This is a genomic window from Desulfotruncus arcticus DSM 17038 (genome assembly GCF_900113335.1).
GTDB classification, from domain to species: domain Bacteria; phylum Bacillota; class Desulfotomaculia; order Desulfotomaculales; family Desulfallaceae; genus Desulfotruncus; species Desulfotruncus arcticus.
Genome location: NZ_FOOX01000003.1, coordinates 76,575 through 93,847, shown reverse-complemented (window position 1 = coordinate 93,847; position 17,273 = coordinate 76,575). Strand labels below are relative to the sequence as shown.

The 17,273-nt window shown below is 47.5% G+C and carries 16 protein-coding genes and 1 riboswitch; of the genes, 5 read left to right on the top strand and 11 right to left on the bottom strand.

The genetic code is table 11. The features are described from left to right. Nucleotides 1–15 precede the first annotated feature (15 nt). The 7 genes from BM056_RS05200 to BM056_RS05170 all read right to left on the bottom strand — a co-directional run bounded on the left by BM056_RS05200 (nt 16) and on the right by BM056_RS05170 (nt 6,245). Complete coding sequence (locus BM056_RS05200; protein WP_092469423.1) at nt 16–345, bottom strand: P-II family nitrogen regulator; 330 nt, start codon at nt 343–345, stop codon at nt 16–18. Between the two features lie 51 nt (nt 346–396). Then, nucleotides 397–1,215 carry a nitrogenase iron protein gene (nifH, locus tag BM056_RS05195; protein WP_092469421.1) on the bottom strand — a complete coding sequence of 273 codons (819 nt, stop codon included), beginning with the start codon at nt 1,213–1,215 and terminating at the stop codon, nt 397–399. Between the two features lie 551 nt (nt 1,216–1,766). Continuing rightward, on the bottom strand, nt 1,767–2,672 hold the full coding sequence (locus tag BM056_RS05190) for a hydroxymethylglutaryl-CoA lyase-like TIM-barrel protein (protein WP_092469419.1): 906 nt from the start codon (nt 2,670–2,672) through the stop codon (nt 1,767–1,769). A 178-nt stretch (nt 2,673–2,850) separates the two neighbouring features. Then, complete coding sequence (locus BM056_RS05185) at nt 2,851–3,480, bottom strand: MtnX-like HAD-IB family phosphatase (RefSeq protein ID WP_092469417.1); 630 nt, start codon at nt 3,478–3,480, stop codon at nt 2,851–2,853. A gap of 16 nt (nt 3,481–3,496) precedes the next feature. Next, complete coding sequence (gene thiE, locus BM056_RS05180; RefSeq protein WP_092469415.1) at nt 3,497–4,123, bottom strand: thiamine phosphate synthase; 627 nt, start codon at nt 4,121–4,123, stop codon at nt 3,497–3,499. 129 nt (nt 4,124–4,252) lie between these two features. Further along, a complete protein-coding gene (gene thiD, locus BM056_RS05175) occupies nt 4,253–5,050 on the bottom strand; it encodes a bifunctional hydroxymethylpyrimidine kinase/phosphomethylpyrimidine kinase (RefSeq protein WP_092469413.1) in 798 nt (265 codons plus the stop codon). A 169-nt stretch (nt 5,051–5,219) separates the two neighbouring features. Continuing rightward, nucleotides 5,220–6,245: an AIR synthase family protein gene (locus BM056_RS05170; protein WP_092469411.1), complete on the bottom strand. Its 1,026-nt coding sequence runs from the start codon at nt 6,243–6,245 to the stop codon at nt 5,220–5,222. A 69-nt stretch (nt 6,246–6,314) separates the two neighbouring features. Next, nucleotides 6,315–6,413: riboswitch (TPP riboswitch) on the bottom strand. A gap of 189 nt (nt 6,414–6,602) precedes the next feature. Between BM056_RS05170 and BM056_RS05165 the strand changes: the two genes are divergently transcribed. Continuing rightward, complete coding sequence (locus tag BM056_RS05165) at nt 6,603–7,694, top strand: transglutaminase-like domain-containing protein (protein WP_092469409.1); 1,092 nt, start codon at nt 6,603–6,605, stop codon at nt 7,692–7,694. A 39-nt stretch (nt 7,695–7,733) separates the two neighbouring features. On the opposite strand, the gene BM056_RS05160 is transcribed toward BM056_RS05165, so the two are convergent. Further along, on the bottom strand, nt 7,734–9,224 hold the full coding sequence (locus tag BM056_RS05160) for a PAS domain S-box protein (protein ID WP_092469407.1): 1,491 nt from the start codon (nt 9,222–9,224) through the stop codon (nt 7,734–7,736). Nucleotides 9,225–9,715: 491 nt separating this feature from the next. Here BM056_RS05160 and cooS point away from each other — a divergent pair, with 491 nt between their 5' ends. The 4 genes from cooS (at nt 9,716) to BM056_RS05140 (ending at nt 14,078) form a co-directional block, all read left to right on the top strand. After that, nucleotides 9,716–11,587: an anaerobic carbon-monoxide dehydrogenase catalytic subunit gene (gene cooS, locus BM056_RS05155; RefSeq protein WP_092469405.1), complete on the top strand. Its 1,872-nt coding sequence runs from the start codon at nt 9,716–9,718 to the stop codon at nt 11,585–11,587. 13 nt (nt 11,588–11,600) lie between these two features. Beyond that, nucleotides 11,601–12,122 (top strand): 4Fe-4S dicluster domain-containing protein, encoded by a 522-nt coding sequence (locus tag BM056_RS05150; protein ID WP_092469403.1) that lies wholly within the window; start codon nt 11,601–11,603, stop codon nt 12,120–12,122. Further along, on the top strand, nt 12,119–13,375 hold the full coding sequence (locus BM056_RS05145) for an NAD(P)/FAD-dependent oxidoreductase (RefSeq protein ID WP_092469401.1): 1,257 nt from the start codon (nt 12,119–12,121) through the stop codon (nt 13,373–13,375). The genes BM056_RS05150 and BM056_RS05145 overlap by 4 nt, the downstream gene beginning before the upstream one ends. 373 nt (nt 13,376–13,748) lie before the next feature. After that, nucleotides 13,749–14,078: a hypothetical protein gene (locus BM056_RS05140; RefSeq protein WP_092469399.1), complete on the top strand. Its 330-nt coding sequence runs from the start codon at nt 13,749–13,751 to the stop codon at nt 14,076–14,078. A 125-nt stretch (nt 14,079–14,203) separates the two neighbouring features. On the opposite strand, the gene galU is transcribed toward BM056_RS05140, so the two are convergent. From galU to BM056_RS05125, 3 genes are all read right to left on the bottom strand, one after another. Continuing rightward, nucleotides 14,204–15,097 carry a UTP--glucose-1-phosphate uridylyltransferase GalU gene (galU, locus tag BM056_RS05135; RefSeq protein WP_092469397.1) on the bottom strand — a complete coding sequence of 298 codons (894 nt, stop codon included), beginning with the start codon at nt 15,095–15,097 and terminating at the stop codon, nt 14,204–14,206. Between the two features lie 194 nt (nt 15,098–15,291). Further along, nucleotides 15,292–16,029, bottom strand: coding sequence for an ABC transporter ATP-binding protein (locus BM056_RS05130; protein WP_238456318.1), 738 nt, complete (start codon nt 16,027–16,029; stop codon nt 15,292–15,294). Nucleotides 16,030–16,047: 18 nt separating this feature from the next. Beyond that, nucleotides 16,048–17,235 carry an ABC transporter permease gene (locus BM056_RS05125; RefSeq protein ID WP_092469395.1) on the bottom strand — a complete coding sequence of 396 codons (1,188 nt, stop codon included), beginning with the start codon at nt 17,233–17,235 and terminating at the stop codon, nt 16,048–16,050. Between the last annotated feature and the right edge of the window lie 38 nt (nt 17,236–17,273).

Sequence of the window (17,273 nt, the reverse complement as noted above, 5' to 3'; positions counted from 1 at the left end):
GGCGTGTCCCCTTTGCTATAATCCCTTGGTGCCGCTGCTGATGGTATAAGCCTCATCAACCGGGGTAACAAAAATTTTACCGTCACCAAAGGCACCCTTTTCACCGGTCTTGGCGTATTTGGAAACGATGCTGATCACATCTTCCTTGTCCTTCTCGTCCTGTACCACCAGCATCAACATATCCTTGGGTATCTCGTCGTAAACCACTTCACCCACTTTCACACCCCGCTGCTTGCCGCGGCCCACCACGTCAATCCTGGTTACTGCGGGAAATCCGGCGCTGTTTAATTCGGCCAGGATGGTATTAGTTTTTTCAGGTCGTACAATGGCTCTGATCATAAACATTGGTGATCACTCCTATCAAAAGTATTATTTAGAGATGTGTCCCCTATCCGCTTAATCCATAATGCCGAATTCCATTAGCAATTCTTCCAGCCGGTCCGTGGTCATCGGTCTGGGAATGACAAACATATCGTTGCCGTCAATGTTCCGGGCCAGGGTCCGGTACTCGTCGGCCTGGGACTCTGTGGGATCATAATCAATAACGGTTTTCTTGTTGATTTCGGCCCGTTGCACGATGTTGTCCCGGGGCACGAAGTGGATTAGCTGTGAACCAAGTTCCTCGGCGAAAGCCTTTAACAGTTCATGCTCGTTATCCACCTTACGGCTGTTGCAGATGATCCCGCCCAGACGCACGACACCGGAATCAGCAAATTTTTTAATCCCTTTGGAAATGTTGTTGGCGGCGTACATGGCCATCATCTCACCCGAGGCCACGATGTAAATTTCCCGGGCCTTGCCTTCCCGGATGGGCATGGCAAAGCCGCCGCAAACCACGTCACCCAGCACGTCATAGAACACGTAATCCAGGTCCGGTGTATAAGCCCCCAGCGATTCCAGCATATTGATAGAGGTAATGATACCCCTGCCGGCGCAGCCCACGCCCGGCTCGGGACCGCCGGATTCCACGCACTTGCTGCTTCCGTAACCTTCACGCATGATATCTTCAAGGTCGATGTCTTCGCCTTCGTCCCGCAAGGTATCCAAAACGGTTTTCTGGTTCAGGCCGTGGAGCAGCAGCCTGGTGGAGTCAGCCTTGGGGTCGCAACCTACTACCAAAACCTTTTTGCCCAACTCGGCCAGGGCAGCCACGGTATTCTGAGTGGTGGTGGACTTGCCTATGCCACCCTTTCCGTAAATAGCAATTTGTCTCATTTTTTCATCCCCCCATCTTGTTATAAAAAAAGAGACACTTACAGCCAAAATGACTGTAAATGCCTCAATGCATAGTTTACCGCAATGTTAATTCAGGGAAAACGGCCAACAAAATATGAGGAATTTCCCCTAAAATGTTAAGGCGCCGGTAATTATACCGGCGCCATCGCCTAATCCCTTTCGGCACAACAACGTACCGCATATTGTTGTTATAGAATCAAATTTTGTGGATACTCCTCCACCACCTGTTTAGGGAAAATGTATCCCCTTTCAACAAAATAATAAAACACCGGTATCATTACCGGCGTCTTTGCCATCCATTTAATGTAGTACAACAACGTACCTTATTACATTAGTTATAATAACATTAAATCAAGCTAAAATCAAGTATAATTTTTAATAAACATATTTTGTTAAAATAAAAATTATCACAATATTTAACCATTAGATACACATAAAGCAATATTGCTTATTATTATAACATACTGCTAATCATTAATTTTAAATGAACGGTAAAGCATCTTTTTACCGATATTTAAAAATATCTTTTGTTACACAGTGTTTTTGGCCCTCTCCGGCCCAGATAATAACGCCGCCGGATAAAGCCGGTATGTTACAGAAGGCCTATTGGCCGCCTCTGCAACATACTTGCTCAATATTTTTAAAATACCCGGTCTGAATTCTCCATTGCGGGGACTTACGCACGCTTTAAACAACATAACCATGTCTTCAAGGCAGGTATTTCCAGCCCGCTCCCCCAACCCGCCAACAGTAGTACTGATATACTCGGCTCCCGCGGCAAAAGCAGCCATGCTGTTGGCCGTGGCCAGGCCGAAATCGTTATGCCCGTGGAATTCAACCGGAATAGCAAGTTTTTCTACCAGCATGCTTATCACCCTGCGGGTGTTAAACGGCTCCATCACGCCAACGGTATCAGCAAAGCGTAGCCTTTCCACCCCCGCTTCCTGGGCCAGCAGAGCGTATTCCAGCAAAAAACTGAAGTCAGCCCTAGAGGCGTCCTCGGCTCCCACGGAAACACGGCAGCCATAATCACGGGCATAACGTATAGCCCTTGCCAGGCAATCCATGATCCACTGCCTACTTTTGCCTAGTTTTTCTACAATGTGCAGTTCCGATACCGGCGCAGAAATATGGACATCCCGCATGCCACAGGCCAAGGAAGCCCTTAGATCCGCCAGCAAAAGCCTGTTCCATGCCGCTACACGCGCGTTTAAGTTTAGTTCGCCTATGGCCTTTATCGCTGCCTGTTCAAGGGTACCCATGGCAGGAACTCCTGCCTCAATAACCTCAACTCCAAGGAAATCCAGCAGTCTAGCTATGGTCACTTTTTCATGTAGGGTAAAGGCAACTCCCGGCGCCTGTTCGCCATCTCTAAGGGTGGTATCAACAATAGCCGGAGCTAGTTTAGAATATTGTTTCTTTATTTTATTTGGCATCTGATTACCCCCATAAAATATTAAAACCCCCGCACAGTGGTTTTATCCTCTGAACGGGGGCATCTTTGCCAAAAGGTACAACATTGTTAATATGTCTGATGTCTATGATAAAGATTATAAAGCTCAATTAATAAAAAATCAAGATGATAATTTTTTCCTAACCTTATTTTACAAAAACTTAACCCTGACTCAGCTTTGCCAATACGTCTGCGAAACTAACAATGGGCAAAGCCGGAATCCCCTCAGTCCGGCAGTATTCAAGCAGGCGTCCTTTGGCAAAGACAAGGCTGCTGTAGCCGGCGGGGCACGTATCGGAAAGGCCGTCCCCCACATAAACCGTCTGGCTGTTTGGTTCTGTTAAACGCTCGATGAGAGAACGTTTACAGGTACCGCATAAACCGCATTCCTGATTATAATAGGTACAGGTGATGCGAAACTCTTTTTCATACACCAATTTATTGGAATAATAAGGTAATTTAAAGCCGTGTTTATTTAAGATATATTCAATGCAAAAGTCATAGCCATCGCTGAGGATGTAAACAGGGTAGCCTTCTTTCTTGCAGAAATTGACGAAGGATCCGAAGGTATCGTCAATTTCTATCGTATCCAGCAGATTCCGCAGGTCATCCAAGGTGGCACGAAAGAGTTTAAAAGTCCTGTTGGCGCATTCCTCAGTTGAAATTTCCCTTTTCTCCCATAGCTCATTGATTTGCTGCCAGCCTTCGCCGGCGAAAGCCTTTACCATAGCATCACAGGTATCCCTTTTGGTAATGGTGCCATCAAAGTCAATGAAAATCGTCCTTTGCACCGGTTTCCCCCTTTCCCTAGCCCTGTTGCCAGGCCTCACACAGCTTCCGGGAAGTGCAGTCCGGGTCCAGGCTGCCGAGAATGCCTGAAACGATGGACACCCCGTCAGCGCCGGACTTTTTGACTTCCCTCACGTTGTCCAGGTTAATGCCGCCGATGCCCACAACAGGAATGGACACCGAATTCTTAATATTCCTCAGTCCTTCCACCCCCAGAGGCTGGATAGTGACAGCCTTGGTTGTGGTAGTGTAAACAGGACCCGCCCCCAGGTAATCGGCCCCGTATTTTTCCCCGTACACTGCTTCCTCAATGTTGGAAACAGAATAACCTATTATTTTTTCCGGTCCCAGGAGACACCGGGCTACCTGAAGAGGCAAATCCTCCTGCCCGATATGGATACCGTCGGCATCAACAGCCAAGGCGATATCCAGACGATCATTGATGATTAAAGGCACCTGATATTTGACGGCAAGATCTTTAAGAGCCAGGGCAATTTGATAAAAATCCCGGCTGGAGGTATCCTTCTCCCTGAGTTGCACCAGGGTTACCCCCCCGCGCAAGGCGTCCTCTACAGCTTGACCCAGGTCCCGGCCTCCAAGAATGGCCCGGTCGGTGACAAGGTATAAACTATAATCACATTTCATTGATTCCACCCCTCCCGTCACTATCCTGAAAAATTTTCTAAGTTACTTGTATCTGGCGCTCCGGTGGTTCCCTCCGTGCGCTGCGCAATTTTCACACCGGATCACCTTGCCTACGGTATCTATTTTTCATTATCTGTTGGTGTCGCGATAATATTGATAAAAATGGTGGGTAGGTCCCACCCCCCGGCCCAGCGGGAAAGAATGGGCAATCGCCCCGCCGATGTATTCCTTGGCCCTGGCCACAGCTTCTTCCACCGGACAACCCTTGGCCAGTGAGGCAGCGATTGCTGAGGAAAAAGTGCAGCCTGTACCGTGGGTGTGAGGGGTGGCTACCCTGCCGCTACCGAAATGGCGAAAAGCTTTTTCACTATAGAGAACATCAATAGCGTCGCCTTTTAGGTGCCCGCCCTTAACTACCACATTCTTCGCCCCCAGCTTATTAATAGCCACGGCTGCTTTTTCCATTTCATCCAGGGTTGCTATTTTTGTTTCGGTAATGACCTCGGCCTCAAAAAGGTTGGGAGTAACTACCTCCGCTAACGGCAAAAGCACTCTTATCAATGCTTCCCGCGCTTCCGGCTGTAAGAGGGCACAGCCGCTTTTGGAGACCATTACCGGATCAACAACGATATTTTGGGCCTTGTTTTTGAGCAAAGATTCGCCGATGGTTTCAATAATGGCGGCACTGGAAACCATGCCGATTTTAACGGCATCTACCTGAATATCTTCGAATATAGCGCTTATCTGATCCCTGATGATTTCCTGATCCAATTCCCGGACATTGAATACTCCCCTGGTGTTTTGAGCAGTCACCGCCGTAATTACACTCATACCGTAAGTGCCCAAAGCACTGAAAGTTTTCAGGTCAGCCTGAATTCCAGCTCCGCCGCAGGAATCAGAACCGGCTATGGTTAAAACCTTGATCACTATTTTCCCCCCTAATCCTATACAATAAAGAAGACTTGGTTCAGGTGGGGTTTTGACCCCACCTGAACCTTAGTCGCACTTATTTCGAGTTTATCGCCGCTTAACTCCCGCCTGTAGAGGCGGGGAGTCTTAGCGGCGGTTAACGAGATCAATATAATTCTGTTAACACCTAACCTTGAGCCAGTGCCCCGAAGAAAGCTTCCCAAAAGTGATCCACCCGGGGCGGCAGTAAGTCTTGTTCCCCGCCGTCGGCTTCAACCCAGCGCCGTCCTTCCGCTTTGGGCACCACTTTTCCGATAACGGCAGCCGGTATACCGGCTTTTTCATAAACTGTTAGTAAAGCCCCTGCCTGTTCCGGGTCGACAGTCAGTATCAGGGTGCCCTCGCTAATTACCTCGTAAGGGTTTAAATTAAAATGACCGCAGACAGCTTTTACATCTCGGGGAACCATAACTGAGGAGCGCTGAATACGCAAGCCGACGCCGGAGGCTTCAGCCACTTCCCAGAGGCCCCGGGCCAATCCGCCCTCTGTAGCATCATGCATAGCGTGAACCCCACCGCATTCAGCGGCCAAAAGAGCATCTTCCACCACAGTCATCTCCTTAATTCTACCGGAGGCCTGCGCTATCAGTTCTCCGGCAATGCCCGCCGCCCGCAGTCTGGCTCCCAGTTCACTACCCAACAGAGCCGCCGCCTCTATGGCCGCCCCCTTGGTGATGATAACCAGGTCACCTGCCCGAGCGCCGGCGGGTGTTACGTATTCCCGACCCATACCCCACACAGTGATACCGCCAATGGTCGGCACAGTAACCGCGCCGTAAAAACCGGTATGGCCGCCAACTATGGCAATCCCCAGTTCCCTGGCGGTCACGCTGATGCTGCGCACCAAGCGGGTTATGTATTCTTCGGAGGTTTCAGGCGGGATAAGCAACGAGTAGGTCATAAACCGGGGTTTAATACCTGTTACCGCCACATCGCTGGCACCAATATGAACGGTAATCCACCCAAAATCCTCCGGTGAGGTTGTCGGTCCGGGAAAGATAGGATCCTCGGCGATAGCCATGAACTGGTCCCCTATTTTTAAAATAGCCGCGTCCACTCCCATGCTCGGTCCGACTAGCACCTCGGGATTCAAAGCGCCAGTTTGCGGAAGAATAGCTTTTTTAAAATAATCATCATTAACCTTGCCGATCATCTTTATCACTCCTCATATGTGCTGTTTACCGGCCGTAAAAAAAATAAACACCCCTGCTCGGAGTGCACAAATAGCGTTGTTGCATTTCCCTTCGCTGGTATTACCCAGAGCAGGTTCAATGGGTTGGCACTGCCGCCTCTCAGCCTTTCGGCACCCCAAATGACTTCCTTTTATTATTTTACTGACTTAGCGTTACCCAATTATACTACTGGTGCAGCATATAATAAAGGGGGGAATGTAGTTATTTTTTTTACATCATTAAACGTGGATGGCAGAAACATACACCTTTAAATCAAGGATTAGTTGTTAAAATGTCTAATATAAGTACTATGCCTATCGCCTTAGGAGGTATAAACCTTGGCCAAAAGGATAGTGGTATACAGTTTCCTTATTGCCTTGATAGCGTCTTTTTCGTTTTTTCCCAAGCTATACAACAATGCCGAAGGCATAATGTTCAAGGAAGATATCAGCAAATTATTAAATAAGACTACCAATAAAACTGACAGCTCAATAACATTTGAAAGCCTGACTGCCAATTCAGAGACTTCAACCGATGAATATATTGATCTAGGCTATAAATGGGCCTATGGCCGCAGTGAATGGACCTATAACGCCCGTGTCTTGAAAGATCACTATGATTACTTTAAAGGCTTAAAACGGCCGGCAACCGACGACTATTCCGTGTATGTGACAAATCCGCTTAATCACCCTTATATATCAAATCTTGTTAAAACTTTTCAGGAAGGTGCCCAAAAGCATAATTATTCAGAATGGGATACAATTAATTATATAGTGGCTTTTGTGCAAAGCCTTAAATACGTCCCGGATGAAGTCAGCACCGAGTATGATGAGTACCCCAAATACCCTTTGGAAACGCTGGTTGATGGCGGAGGAGATTGTGAAGATACCAGTATTCTTATGGCTTCTATACTCCAGGAAATGGGTTATGGCGTAGTACTTCTTGGCATGCCCGATCATATGGCCATCGGGGTTAAAGGTGCTGATAATCTGCCCGGCTCTTATTACACCTATAACGGGGCACATTATTATTATCTTGAAACCACAGGTTCTAATTGGTCTATTGGAGCTTTACCCGACCAATTTAAAAATAAACAGGCTAAAATCTATCCCTTGACGCCGCGCCCTGTTATTACGCATTCCTGGCAAGCCAAAACAGTAAACGGTTTATCGACACAGATTAATGTTCAAATTAGTAATGAAGGAACGGCAACCTCTAAAAATACTGTAGTTTATGCCGCTTTCGATGCCGGAGATAATAACGTTTATGATCAGACATACTCGAAACCGTTTGATTTGGAACCCCAAACCAAAGCGGAGATTACTTTACACCTAAAATACCCGCGTAATGTCCAAAGCAGGTTAATAGTCAAGGTGATTAGTAATGATGTCTTAATGGACGAGAGCACCTCAAAATGGCAGCAGCTATAGGGCGTCCGCACTTTTAAATATAGGCTATTTTTATACCTGTTATTGAAGTTTAAATCGAACCAGGAAGGTTGTCCCGGATGAACCCGTCTCTATTTGTATGGTGGCATTTTGTCTGGCGGCAATGCTGTAACATGTTGCCAATCCCAAGCCAGTGCCCTGCTCTTTTGTTGTAAAAAAAGGCGTTCCAATCATATCCAGTACTTCCGGTTCAATCCCTTTTCCCTCATCTTGCACTGATAGAACGATATCGTCATCAGTGGCAAAAGTTTTAACAGTCAATGTTCCACCGGCTGACATTGCTTCTAGCCCGTTGCGAACAAGATTTAATATCAGCTGGCGTATTTCTTTTTCGTTAAGAGGTAAATCAGGAACTCGTTTTAATTCAAATGCAATATTATTACCGGCGTTCATGGCATCGGCTGTGATTAACGGATTCAGTGCTTTGATAATTTTGTTTAGATTTTGGTTTTTTAACTTCAGCGGCTTATTTTTAGCCAAAGATAAAAATTCTGAAATTATTGAATTTGCCCTATCCAGTTCCCCAATCATTAATTGATAATAATCTTTGTATTTCTGACACTCCGGTTTACTTTCAAGTATCTGCAGGAAACCACGTATAGAAGTCATTGGATTTCTGATTTCGTGGCCAATACCGGCAGCCATCTGCCTAACAATGTTTAACCGGTCAAGACGGGCCATCTCTTGTTCCATTTTTTTGCGTTCAGATATATCCCGAATGATTATAACGCTTAAATTCCCATTGTACCCCTTGAACATACCGAAAGAAATTTCACAGCTCAGCTTGGTACCATCTTTTTTGATCAAGGTTAGTTCACTTACCTCTTTTCCTGTGCGCGCTATTTCATCTATTCCGGCAGGCGATCCAATGTCTAAAGCATCAATAATACCATCACGGCCAATACGGCATATCTCTTCCTCCGTTCGCCCCAACATTTTGCATACTGCCGGGTTGGCAGTAAGAATAGTTCCATCCGGACGGACCATTAAAATACCATCTGCACTATTTTCAAAGATTAATCTGTATCTAGTTTCGGCCTCATGCAATTTTATCTCTGCTTTCTTCCGTTTAGTTACATCTTTTAGAGAAAAGAAAAGCAATTCCACTTCACCATTATTGTCCAACACCGGTACCAGAGTCCAGTCCCAGTAAGTTACACCCCGTTCAGGGTTTTTTGCATATACAAATGGTCTGGCAAAAACCTCATAAGGCTTTTTTGTTCTAACGACATCATTAAATATCTCCAGTGCGTCAGAGGGATAAAGTTCAAAATGATTCCGGCCGGGAAATTCTGATACATCACGATTATCTGCCTTTGCATAAGCTTCATTGACGCGTATAAAGTTGAAATTTCGATCAAGGATTGCCTGGGAAGAAAGTGTGTGTTTAAAGAATAATTCCAAAATCCTGGATTGTTCCGCCAAAATTTTTTCAGCGTTTTTATTTACTTGCTTGCGCAGCTTATCAATTTCTGCTATAAGTTGTTCTTTCGTTTTTTTATCGTCCTTCATTTTACAACCTCACAGAATATTTTTATTTTTTATAAAGAGTTATTTGACATAATCTACATCTTACCTTTGGTAGTCATTTACATAAAAATTCGATATTGACTTTTCCGGCAATATTGCAAAACTCCTTAATGGGATTCCTTAATTAGATAAAAAGGTTGACAACCGGTTTCAAATAGGCTATATTTTTTAAAAATAGACTCATATGGTATACTTTATACCTGCGGGAAGGCACAAACAATGACGCTCAATCAAGCAACGAGTTAGGCATTTCGCAGGTGGAGGAAAATAATTTTGAGACGTTAAGTAAATCCTAAGCTGCGTTGTTGTAATCAGAAAAATTTTTTTCCGCAATACTATACTTCTTTAGTGTAGTTTTTAAAATGCCGTATATCTCCAAATATTTAGTTGAAAAAGTAAATCTGTGTCATAGTCATGTCTTAAAGTATACCATTTGAGTCCATTATAAGAATTATTAACAGGAGGGAAAATAAATGAACATGTGTACTTCCGCGGACAGCAAATTAATCGATTTTATGCGTTCCAAACCCGAAGTGGAGACATCCTTCAACCGCGTGCCAGGGCAAGCCATCAAGTGCGGCTTTGGCATGCAGGGGGTTTGCTGCCGGCTGTGCTCCAACGGACCCTGCCGAATCACCCCCCAAACCCCCAAGGGTGTCTGCGGAGCCACCGCCGATACCATCGTGGCCCGGAACTTTTTACGAGCCGTGGCTGCCGGAGCGGCCTGCTACCTGCACATAGTGGAAAACACCGCCAATAACCTGCGTGCTGTCGGCCAGGGGAAAACCGGGTTGACCATTAAGGGACCGGAAACACTGCGTGAGTTGGCCGGGGTGCTGGAAATCAAGGAAACCGATCCGGCACAGCAAGCCGTCAAAGTGGCGGACCGGGTGCTGGAAGACCTGTATCTGCCCCGGGAACAGCAGATGGCCATGGTCGAAAAACTGGCTTACCAGCCAAGATTCCGGCGCTGGCAGGAACTGGGGATACTGCCAGGCGGCGCTAAATCCGAAGTGTTCGACGCCGTTGTCAAATCCAGCACCAACCTGTCCAGCGACCCGGTGGATATGCTGCTGCACGCTTTAAAACTGGGCATTGCCACGGGGTTATACGGGTTAACTTTAACCAATTATTTAAATGACATTATGTTGGGTGAACCCCAAATTGCCACCGCCAAAGTGGGTTTTTCCGTGGTGGAGCCGGATTACATCAACATTATGGTTACCGGTCACCAGCACGCTCTCATCGGGTCGCTACAGGAGCAGATAGTTACCCCCGGGGCAGTAGCTCTGGCCGGCCGGGGTGGGGCTAAAGGCTTCAAGATAGTGGGCTGCACCTGCGTGGGGCAGGACATGCAACTGCGCGGGGCGCACTGCCGGGAGGCCTTTGCCGGTCATGCCGGCAACAACTTTACCAGCGAAGCTCTGCTGGCCACCGGAGGCATCGACCTGGTAGTATCCGAGTTCAACTGCACGCTGCCAGGTATTGAGCCCATTTGCGAGCAGTTTCTGGTGAGGCAGATCTGCCTGGATGACGTGGCTAAAAAAGCCAACGCTGACTATGTACGGTTCGATAGCAGTGAGGGAGCGGCCATAGCGGAAAAAATTATGCACGCGGCCCTGGCAAGCTATACCCGGCGCCGGGACAAGGTGCAAGTGGATATACCCGTTCACGGCCACGACGACGCGGTCACCGGTATTAGTGAAAAATCATTGAAAAAATTCCTGGGCGGCAATTTTAAACCACTGATAGACCTGATTGCCAACGGTAAAATTAAGGGAGTCGCCGGCGTGGTGGGCTGCTCCAACCTCACAGCCAAGGGACATGATGTTTTTACCGTGGGGTTAACCGAAGAACTGATCAAGCGGGATATCATCGTATTATCCGCCGGCTGTACCAGCGGCGGTCTGGAAAACGCCGGTTTGACCTCCCCCGGTGCGGCGGAACTGGCCGGCGACAACCTTAAAGAGATTTGCCGGACGCTGGGTATACCGCCGGTGTTGAACTTTGGCCCCTGTCTGGCCATCGGGCGGCTGGAAATAGTGGCCGCCGAATTAGCCAACGCCCTTGATATTGACATCCCGCAGTTGCCTCTGGTTTTATCCGCTCCACAGTGGTTGGAAGAACAAGCTCTGGCTGACGGCGCATTCGGCCTGGCCCTGGGTTTGCCGCTGCACCTGGCCATCCCGCCCTTTGTTAGCGGCAGCAAGCTGGTGAGCAAAGTATTAACGGAGGATATGGAACAGCTAACCGGTGGCAAGGTCATCCTGGAAGGTGAAATCGTACCGGCGGCGGAAAAACTGGCGGAGATTATTGAACAGAAAAGAAAAGCCCTGGGATTATAAAGGGGGAATAACAGTGAAACGTATCCTCATCGACAAAGAACTTTGTCAGGGCTGCAGGAACTGCCAGCTGGCCTGCATGGCCGAGCATACTGCGGCCAAATCCGTTCTATGCCTGGACCTGGAGGACCAGGCCAACCAGGCCAGGAATTTTATCGAAGCCGACCCGCATGGGCAACCGGTACCCATCCTCTGCCGTCACTGCGATGAACCGGTCTGTGTCACCGCCTGCATGTCCGGAGCGTTAACGAAAAACCCCGTTACGGGAACCGTTGACCATGATCCGGAAAAATGCGCCGGGTGCTGGATGTGCGTGATGTCCTGTCCCTTTGGGATTATTCGCCCGGACAGCCGGGAAGGCAAGGTGGCGGTCAAGTGTGACTGCTGTCCCGACAGCCCCTTCCCCCGCTGTGTGGCAGCCTGTCCCACCGGCGCTATTACACTAATTGAGGTGGACGCGCAGGGCACAGTAAAAAAAATACATTTGTCAGGACCAGTTATGGACGAGACCGTACCGGAGGAGGGAGCGCACCAGTGAGATATCTTATTTTGGGAGCCAGTGCCACCGGAATCAATGCGGCCAAAACCATCCGCGAGTTGGATAGTGCCGGTGAGATTACCGTGATCTCCAGGGATGAGCAAATACATTCCCGCTGTATGCTGCACCATGTGATCAGCGGGGAGCGTTCCCCTGAAAAAACCAGTTTTGTGGAAGCAGATTTCTTTAAGCGCTATAACGTTCGCTGGCTGGCCGGCCGGGAAATAATCAGCCTGGATACGACAGGTAAAAAAGTCAGATTGTCCAATGGCGAAGAAGAGCGGTATGACCGTTTGTTGATTGCCACCGGCGCTTCCTCCGTGCTGCCGCCCGTAACCGGCCTGTCACGGGGCAAGCAGGTCCGGAGCCTGCGCGACCTGGCGGACGCCCGGGCCATTGCCGGGATGGCCGGAGAGACAGGAACCGCGGCAGTGATCGGCGCCGGGCTGGTGGGTATGGATGCCGCCTACGCCCTGGTCCGGTGCGGGGTCAAGGTGTCGGTTATCGAAGTGGCCGGGCAGCTTTTACCATTACAGCTGGACCAGCGGGCGGCGGAAAATTATGAGCAGCTATGCCGGCAGCATAATATGGAATTCTTTTTCAACGAGATGGTTGAATCAGTGATTTTGGACGCGCAGGACAATGTTCAGGGGCTTAAACTTAAAAGCGGTAAAACCATACCCTGTTGCATGGTTATTGTGGCGGCCGGGGTAAGGCCAAACATAGAATTCCTGGCAGGCACCCCCATTGAAACCGGGCGGGGGGTCAGGGTCAATGAATTCCAGGAAACCTCGTTGGCGGGTGTTTTCGCCGCAGGGGATGTTTGTGAATCACGGGAAACATTTACCGGCAAGGTAATGCTTACGCCAATTTGGCCGGCGGCAGTCAAACAGGGGCAGGTGGCCGGTTCTAACATGGCCGGCGTATCCAAGCGCCTGGAGGATAACTTCGCCTTCCGGAATGCCATGACCTTTTTCGGCCTTCCGACGGTATCCTTCGGCTTCATTAATCCACCGGATGAAAGTTACCGGGTGCTTATTGACGAAGATGCCAACGCTTATAAAAAAGTTATCCTTCAGGATGGGCGCATCAAGGGGGCCGTTTTACAGGGGGACATTACCGGCGCCGGTTTGCTGGCCGCCCTGATCAAAGAAGGAATAGATCTAACAAATTATCAGGAGCGGGTTTTCAGTCTTACCTATGCGGATTTCTTCGCCCAAAAAGAAAATGGGACCTTTTACTTTATCATTTAAGCTGCTAAAACTCTGCCGGATGGTCTTCTAAAATTCTAAGCTTGCGAAAAGCTAAAGAACGCAGTCGTTTTACTCCGCCGCTTCATTTTTGTCCTGGCGAATTTGAACCCCGAACCGCCATCCATCAACCTGGCGGCCGCTAATTCTAAAGATCATGGCTTTTATTTTCCATTATATACCTTATGCAAAAAATGCAATTTTTATCTCTTTCAGAAAAAACTTAACATAATATAAATAAATCAACATCACACTTCTCCCAAATTATTTAGCCCCAATCGGGGCCTTTTTTTATAAAATAGGGCCAAACTGGGGCATTTAATGCACAAATTTAAAAATTTACCATATCATGTTAATAAATGGGAGGAGGATCAATATGGCTGATGATGTGAAAAAGCAAGGTTGCATGCCTTCGTATTACCCGCCGTGTGCTACCGAACCACTTGATGTTATGTATCCGGATATCTACTACCAGGTATACCCGGTCGTTAAACAGTATTGCGAAATGTATGATAACCCCAGTAACCCAGGTTGCTACCCTTATCCTACAAGAATGACTATAGAACAAATGACTACTCAAATTTATCAAAAAGTTGTTGTAGTTACCGGTTATCAATTGGAAAGACAAGATGGCAGAGGGTTATTAAGATCTTTAGTATTAATATTGCTAATACGGGAATTATTAAGAAGAAGAGGCTCGTATTAAGCCTTATTTTCTGCAAATCATATCTGTCTAGAAAGATAATAGCACTTTCCATATCTTGGTTTAAAAAAAATAAAACCCGCAATCCTCTAATACATGAGGTATTGCGGTTTTTTCACGCAACTTATTTATTTTGCATTAACGGTATTATTCCTGCGCTCCTGGTATAAATATTCGAGATACCTTGAAAATTGTTCCCCTAGCTCAGTAGAATCAAGGGCATATTCAACAGTAGCTTTTAAATATCCAAGTTTATCCCCGGCATCATAACGTATGCCTTCAAACATACATGCATAAACAGGTTCAAGACCGGATTGAAGCCTCAATGCATCAGTTAACTGAATCTCCCCGCCGGCGCCGGTTGGAAGGTCTTCCAAACACTTAAAAATGGATGCATTTAGAACATATCGTCCCATAATAGCTAATTTGGAAGGAGCGTCTTCAAGTGTTGGTTTTTCTATTAAGTCTTCTACCCTGTAGATAGACCCTATGCCCTTTGCCGGCTTGATGATGCCATACTTACCGACATCGTTGATCGAAACTTCTCTTACACCTATTACACTGGAATTGTATTTCTCCGCGACTTTTATTAACTGTCTCAATGCCGGTACATGGGCTTTAACTATATCATCACCTAGCAAAACAGCAAATGGTTCTTCTCCAACAAAAGACTTGGCACAATAAACGGCATGCCCAAGGCCAAGGGGTTCGTTTTGTCTAATGTAGTGGATGTTGGCCAATTTAGTTAATTCAACAATGGTTTCCAGTTGTGAGGATTTTCCCTTCCCACCCAGTGCAGCTTCAAGCTCAGGGGAACGGTCAAAATAATCTACTATTGGCCACTTCCCCCTGCCGGTAATTATTAAAATGTCCTCTATACCAGAGTTTACAGCCTCTTCAATTATATATTGAATTGTAGGTTTGTCCACTATAGGCAGCATTTCTTTTGGTAAAGCTTTTGTTACCGGCAAAAATCTTGTCCCCAGACCTGCCGCCGGTATAACGGCTTTACGGACTTTCATGAAATTACCTCCCAATCACTTTCTGTACTATCCTTAATGTCGTTCCCAAATAAGTATGGCTAAATTTAATCGTCAATAATCGGTTAGTCAGTCGAGAGCTTCTATTTTGCCAATCTTAAGCGTCTTTAAAATGGCCGTTTAGCAGGTATCAGATGTCGGGATAAAATTAGTCCATCAGAAAACAAGGTTACGATTTATAACTTCCTGCGACCGCTGCCTGATGACCAGCGCCTGAATTGCATAGGAAAAGTTTTAGGCACGGCCCCCCAAATTATCTGCCCATCCATCATCCTTATATTCCTATCGCAACTTTCCGCCACCCGCTGGTCGTGGGTGGCCACCAGCACTGTTTTCCCCCGCTGGTTCAACTTCTTCAGCAAATCCATAATTCCCGCCCCGGTAGCCGAGTCCAAATTGCCCGTGGGCTCGTCAGCCAGTATCAAATCCGGATCCAGCAGAAGCGCCCGGGCAATGGCCACCCGCTGCTGCTCGCCACCGGAAAGGTCATCCGGCCTGCGTCCTTCCTTTCCCGCCAGGCCGACCTGCCCGAGCAGTTCCATTGCGCGCCTCTTGTATCCGCTCCCCAGAGGAAAAGCGGGCACCATTACATTCTTCAAAGCGCTTATAGTGGGAATCAAATGATAGGACTGAAAAATAAAGCCGATTTTCTGCCGGCGAAATCTACAAAGGAACGTCTCGCCTTGCCCGGAAATCTTTTTCCCTTCAAAAATAATATCTCCGCCGCTGGGCCTGTCCAGAGCCCCCAGGAGATTCAGCAGGGTGGTTTTACCGCAGCCGGAAGGGCCAGTCAGCGCGATCAATTCGCCCCGCCGGATTTCCAGGCTTTCCACGTCCAACACTTTAACCGCAAGCTTATGCTTCCCGTAAACTCTGGTCAGGTTTTTTACTGAAATCAACACATCAGGCTCCAAAAAACGCACCTCCGCAAGCTACATTCCCCGAAGTATCTGCGCCGGCGCCGCGCTCTTGGCGCGCCAGGCCGGATAAATACCTCCCGCTACACCGGTGAAGATACTGGCCAGGCATATATAAAACGCTGTCTGCCAGGAAAGGTTGGCAAAATCCAAAGCTATCAGATCTCTGGCCAAAACCAGGCCGGCGTAGCCCAGGGACACTCCCAGGGCAGCTCCAAGCATGCTCAAGACAAGAGACTCTACCAGCACCAGAAAAATGATATTGGCCGGGGTCCAGCCCAGCGCCTTCATGATACCGAACTCGCGCACCCGGTTGATAACGGATAAAAGCATCACCACCATGATGGTAAGCGCCCCGACCACCATAGCCACCACGGAAACCGCGATGAGAAACCTGCCAAAGAGGTCCAGTACGTCTTTAACCGGATTCAGCACTTCATTGGGCAACACTACCTGAACTTCCGGCTTTTGGCCGGACAGATCATTCCGGATGGACTGCGCTGCAGATTCCAAATTATCAATTTCATCCACTGTCACATTAATGGATGATACTTTTCCATCCGGTATATTGCCAATATCCATGGCCAGTTGTTCGGACCCGCTAAAAGCACTGTCCAAGACTTCGTTGCCGGTCTGATAAACGCCTACAACCTTCAACTCCAGCACCTTCGCCTGTCCTCGCTCCGGAACGATGAACTGATAAACATTTCCTATTGTATAAGGAGAATTAATAAACTTCATATACTTTTGGAGACTGGTCCCGATGATAATTTCATTATCAGCACCAGGAGCAGTTCCTTCTATAATTTTGTTGTGGGGTATGCCGGTAACAGTTGAAATATCTTGAGCGCCGTATCCATATAAAGGCATGTCGTATTCCATGTTAAAAGGACGCATAATCGCTGAAACCTGTGCATAGACCTTTGTCACGTGCGGTATGCCTTTTATAGTTTCCATATAAGAAGATGGTATCGGGGTTGTGCCCATACCCAGGAATAAACCACCGAAGATCGCATCTTTGCCGGAAATCATGATTTTATTTGAAAGATCACCAAGGGTACTCTCAGCCCGGTTTTCCATTCCTCCAACCAGAGATAAAAGGAAAGTCATTAGCGCGATACCAAAGGCTACTCCAAGAATGGCCAGGGCCACCACCGCTTTTTTGCGAAAGGCGTTTTGAATTGAAAAGAACAGTAAAGACAAACCCTCATCCCCATTTTTAATAACAATTATCTACATAG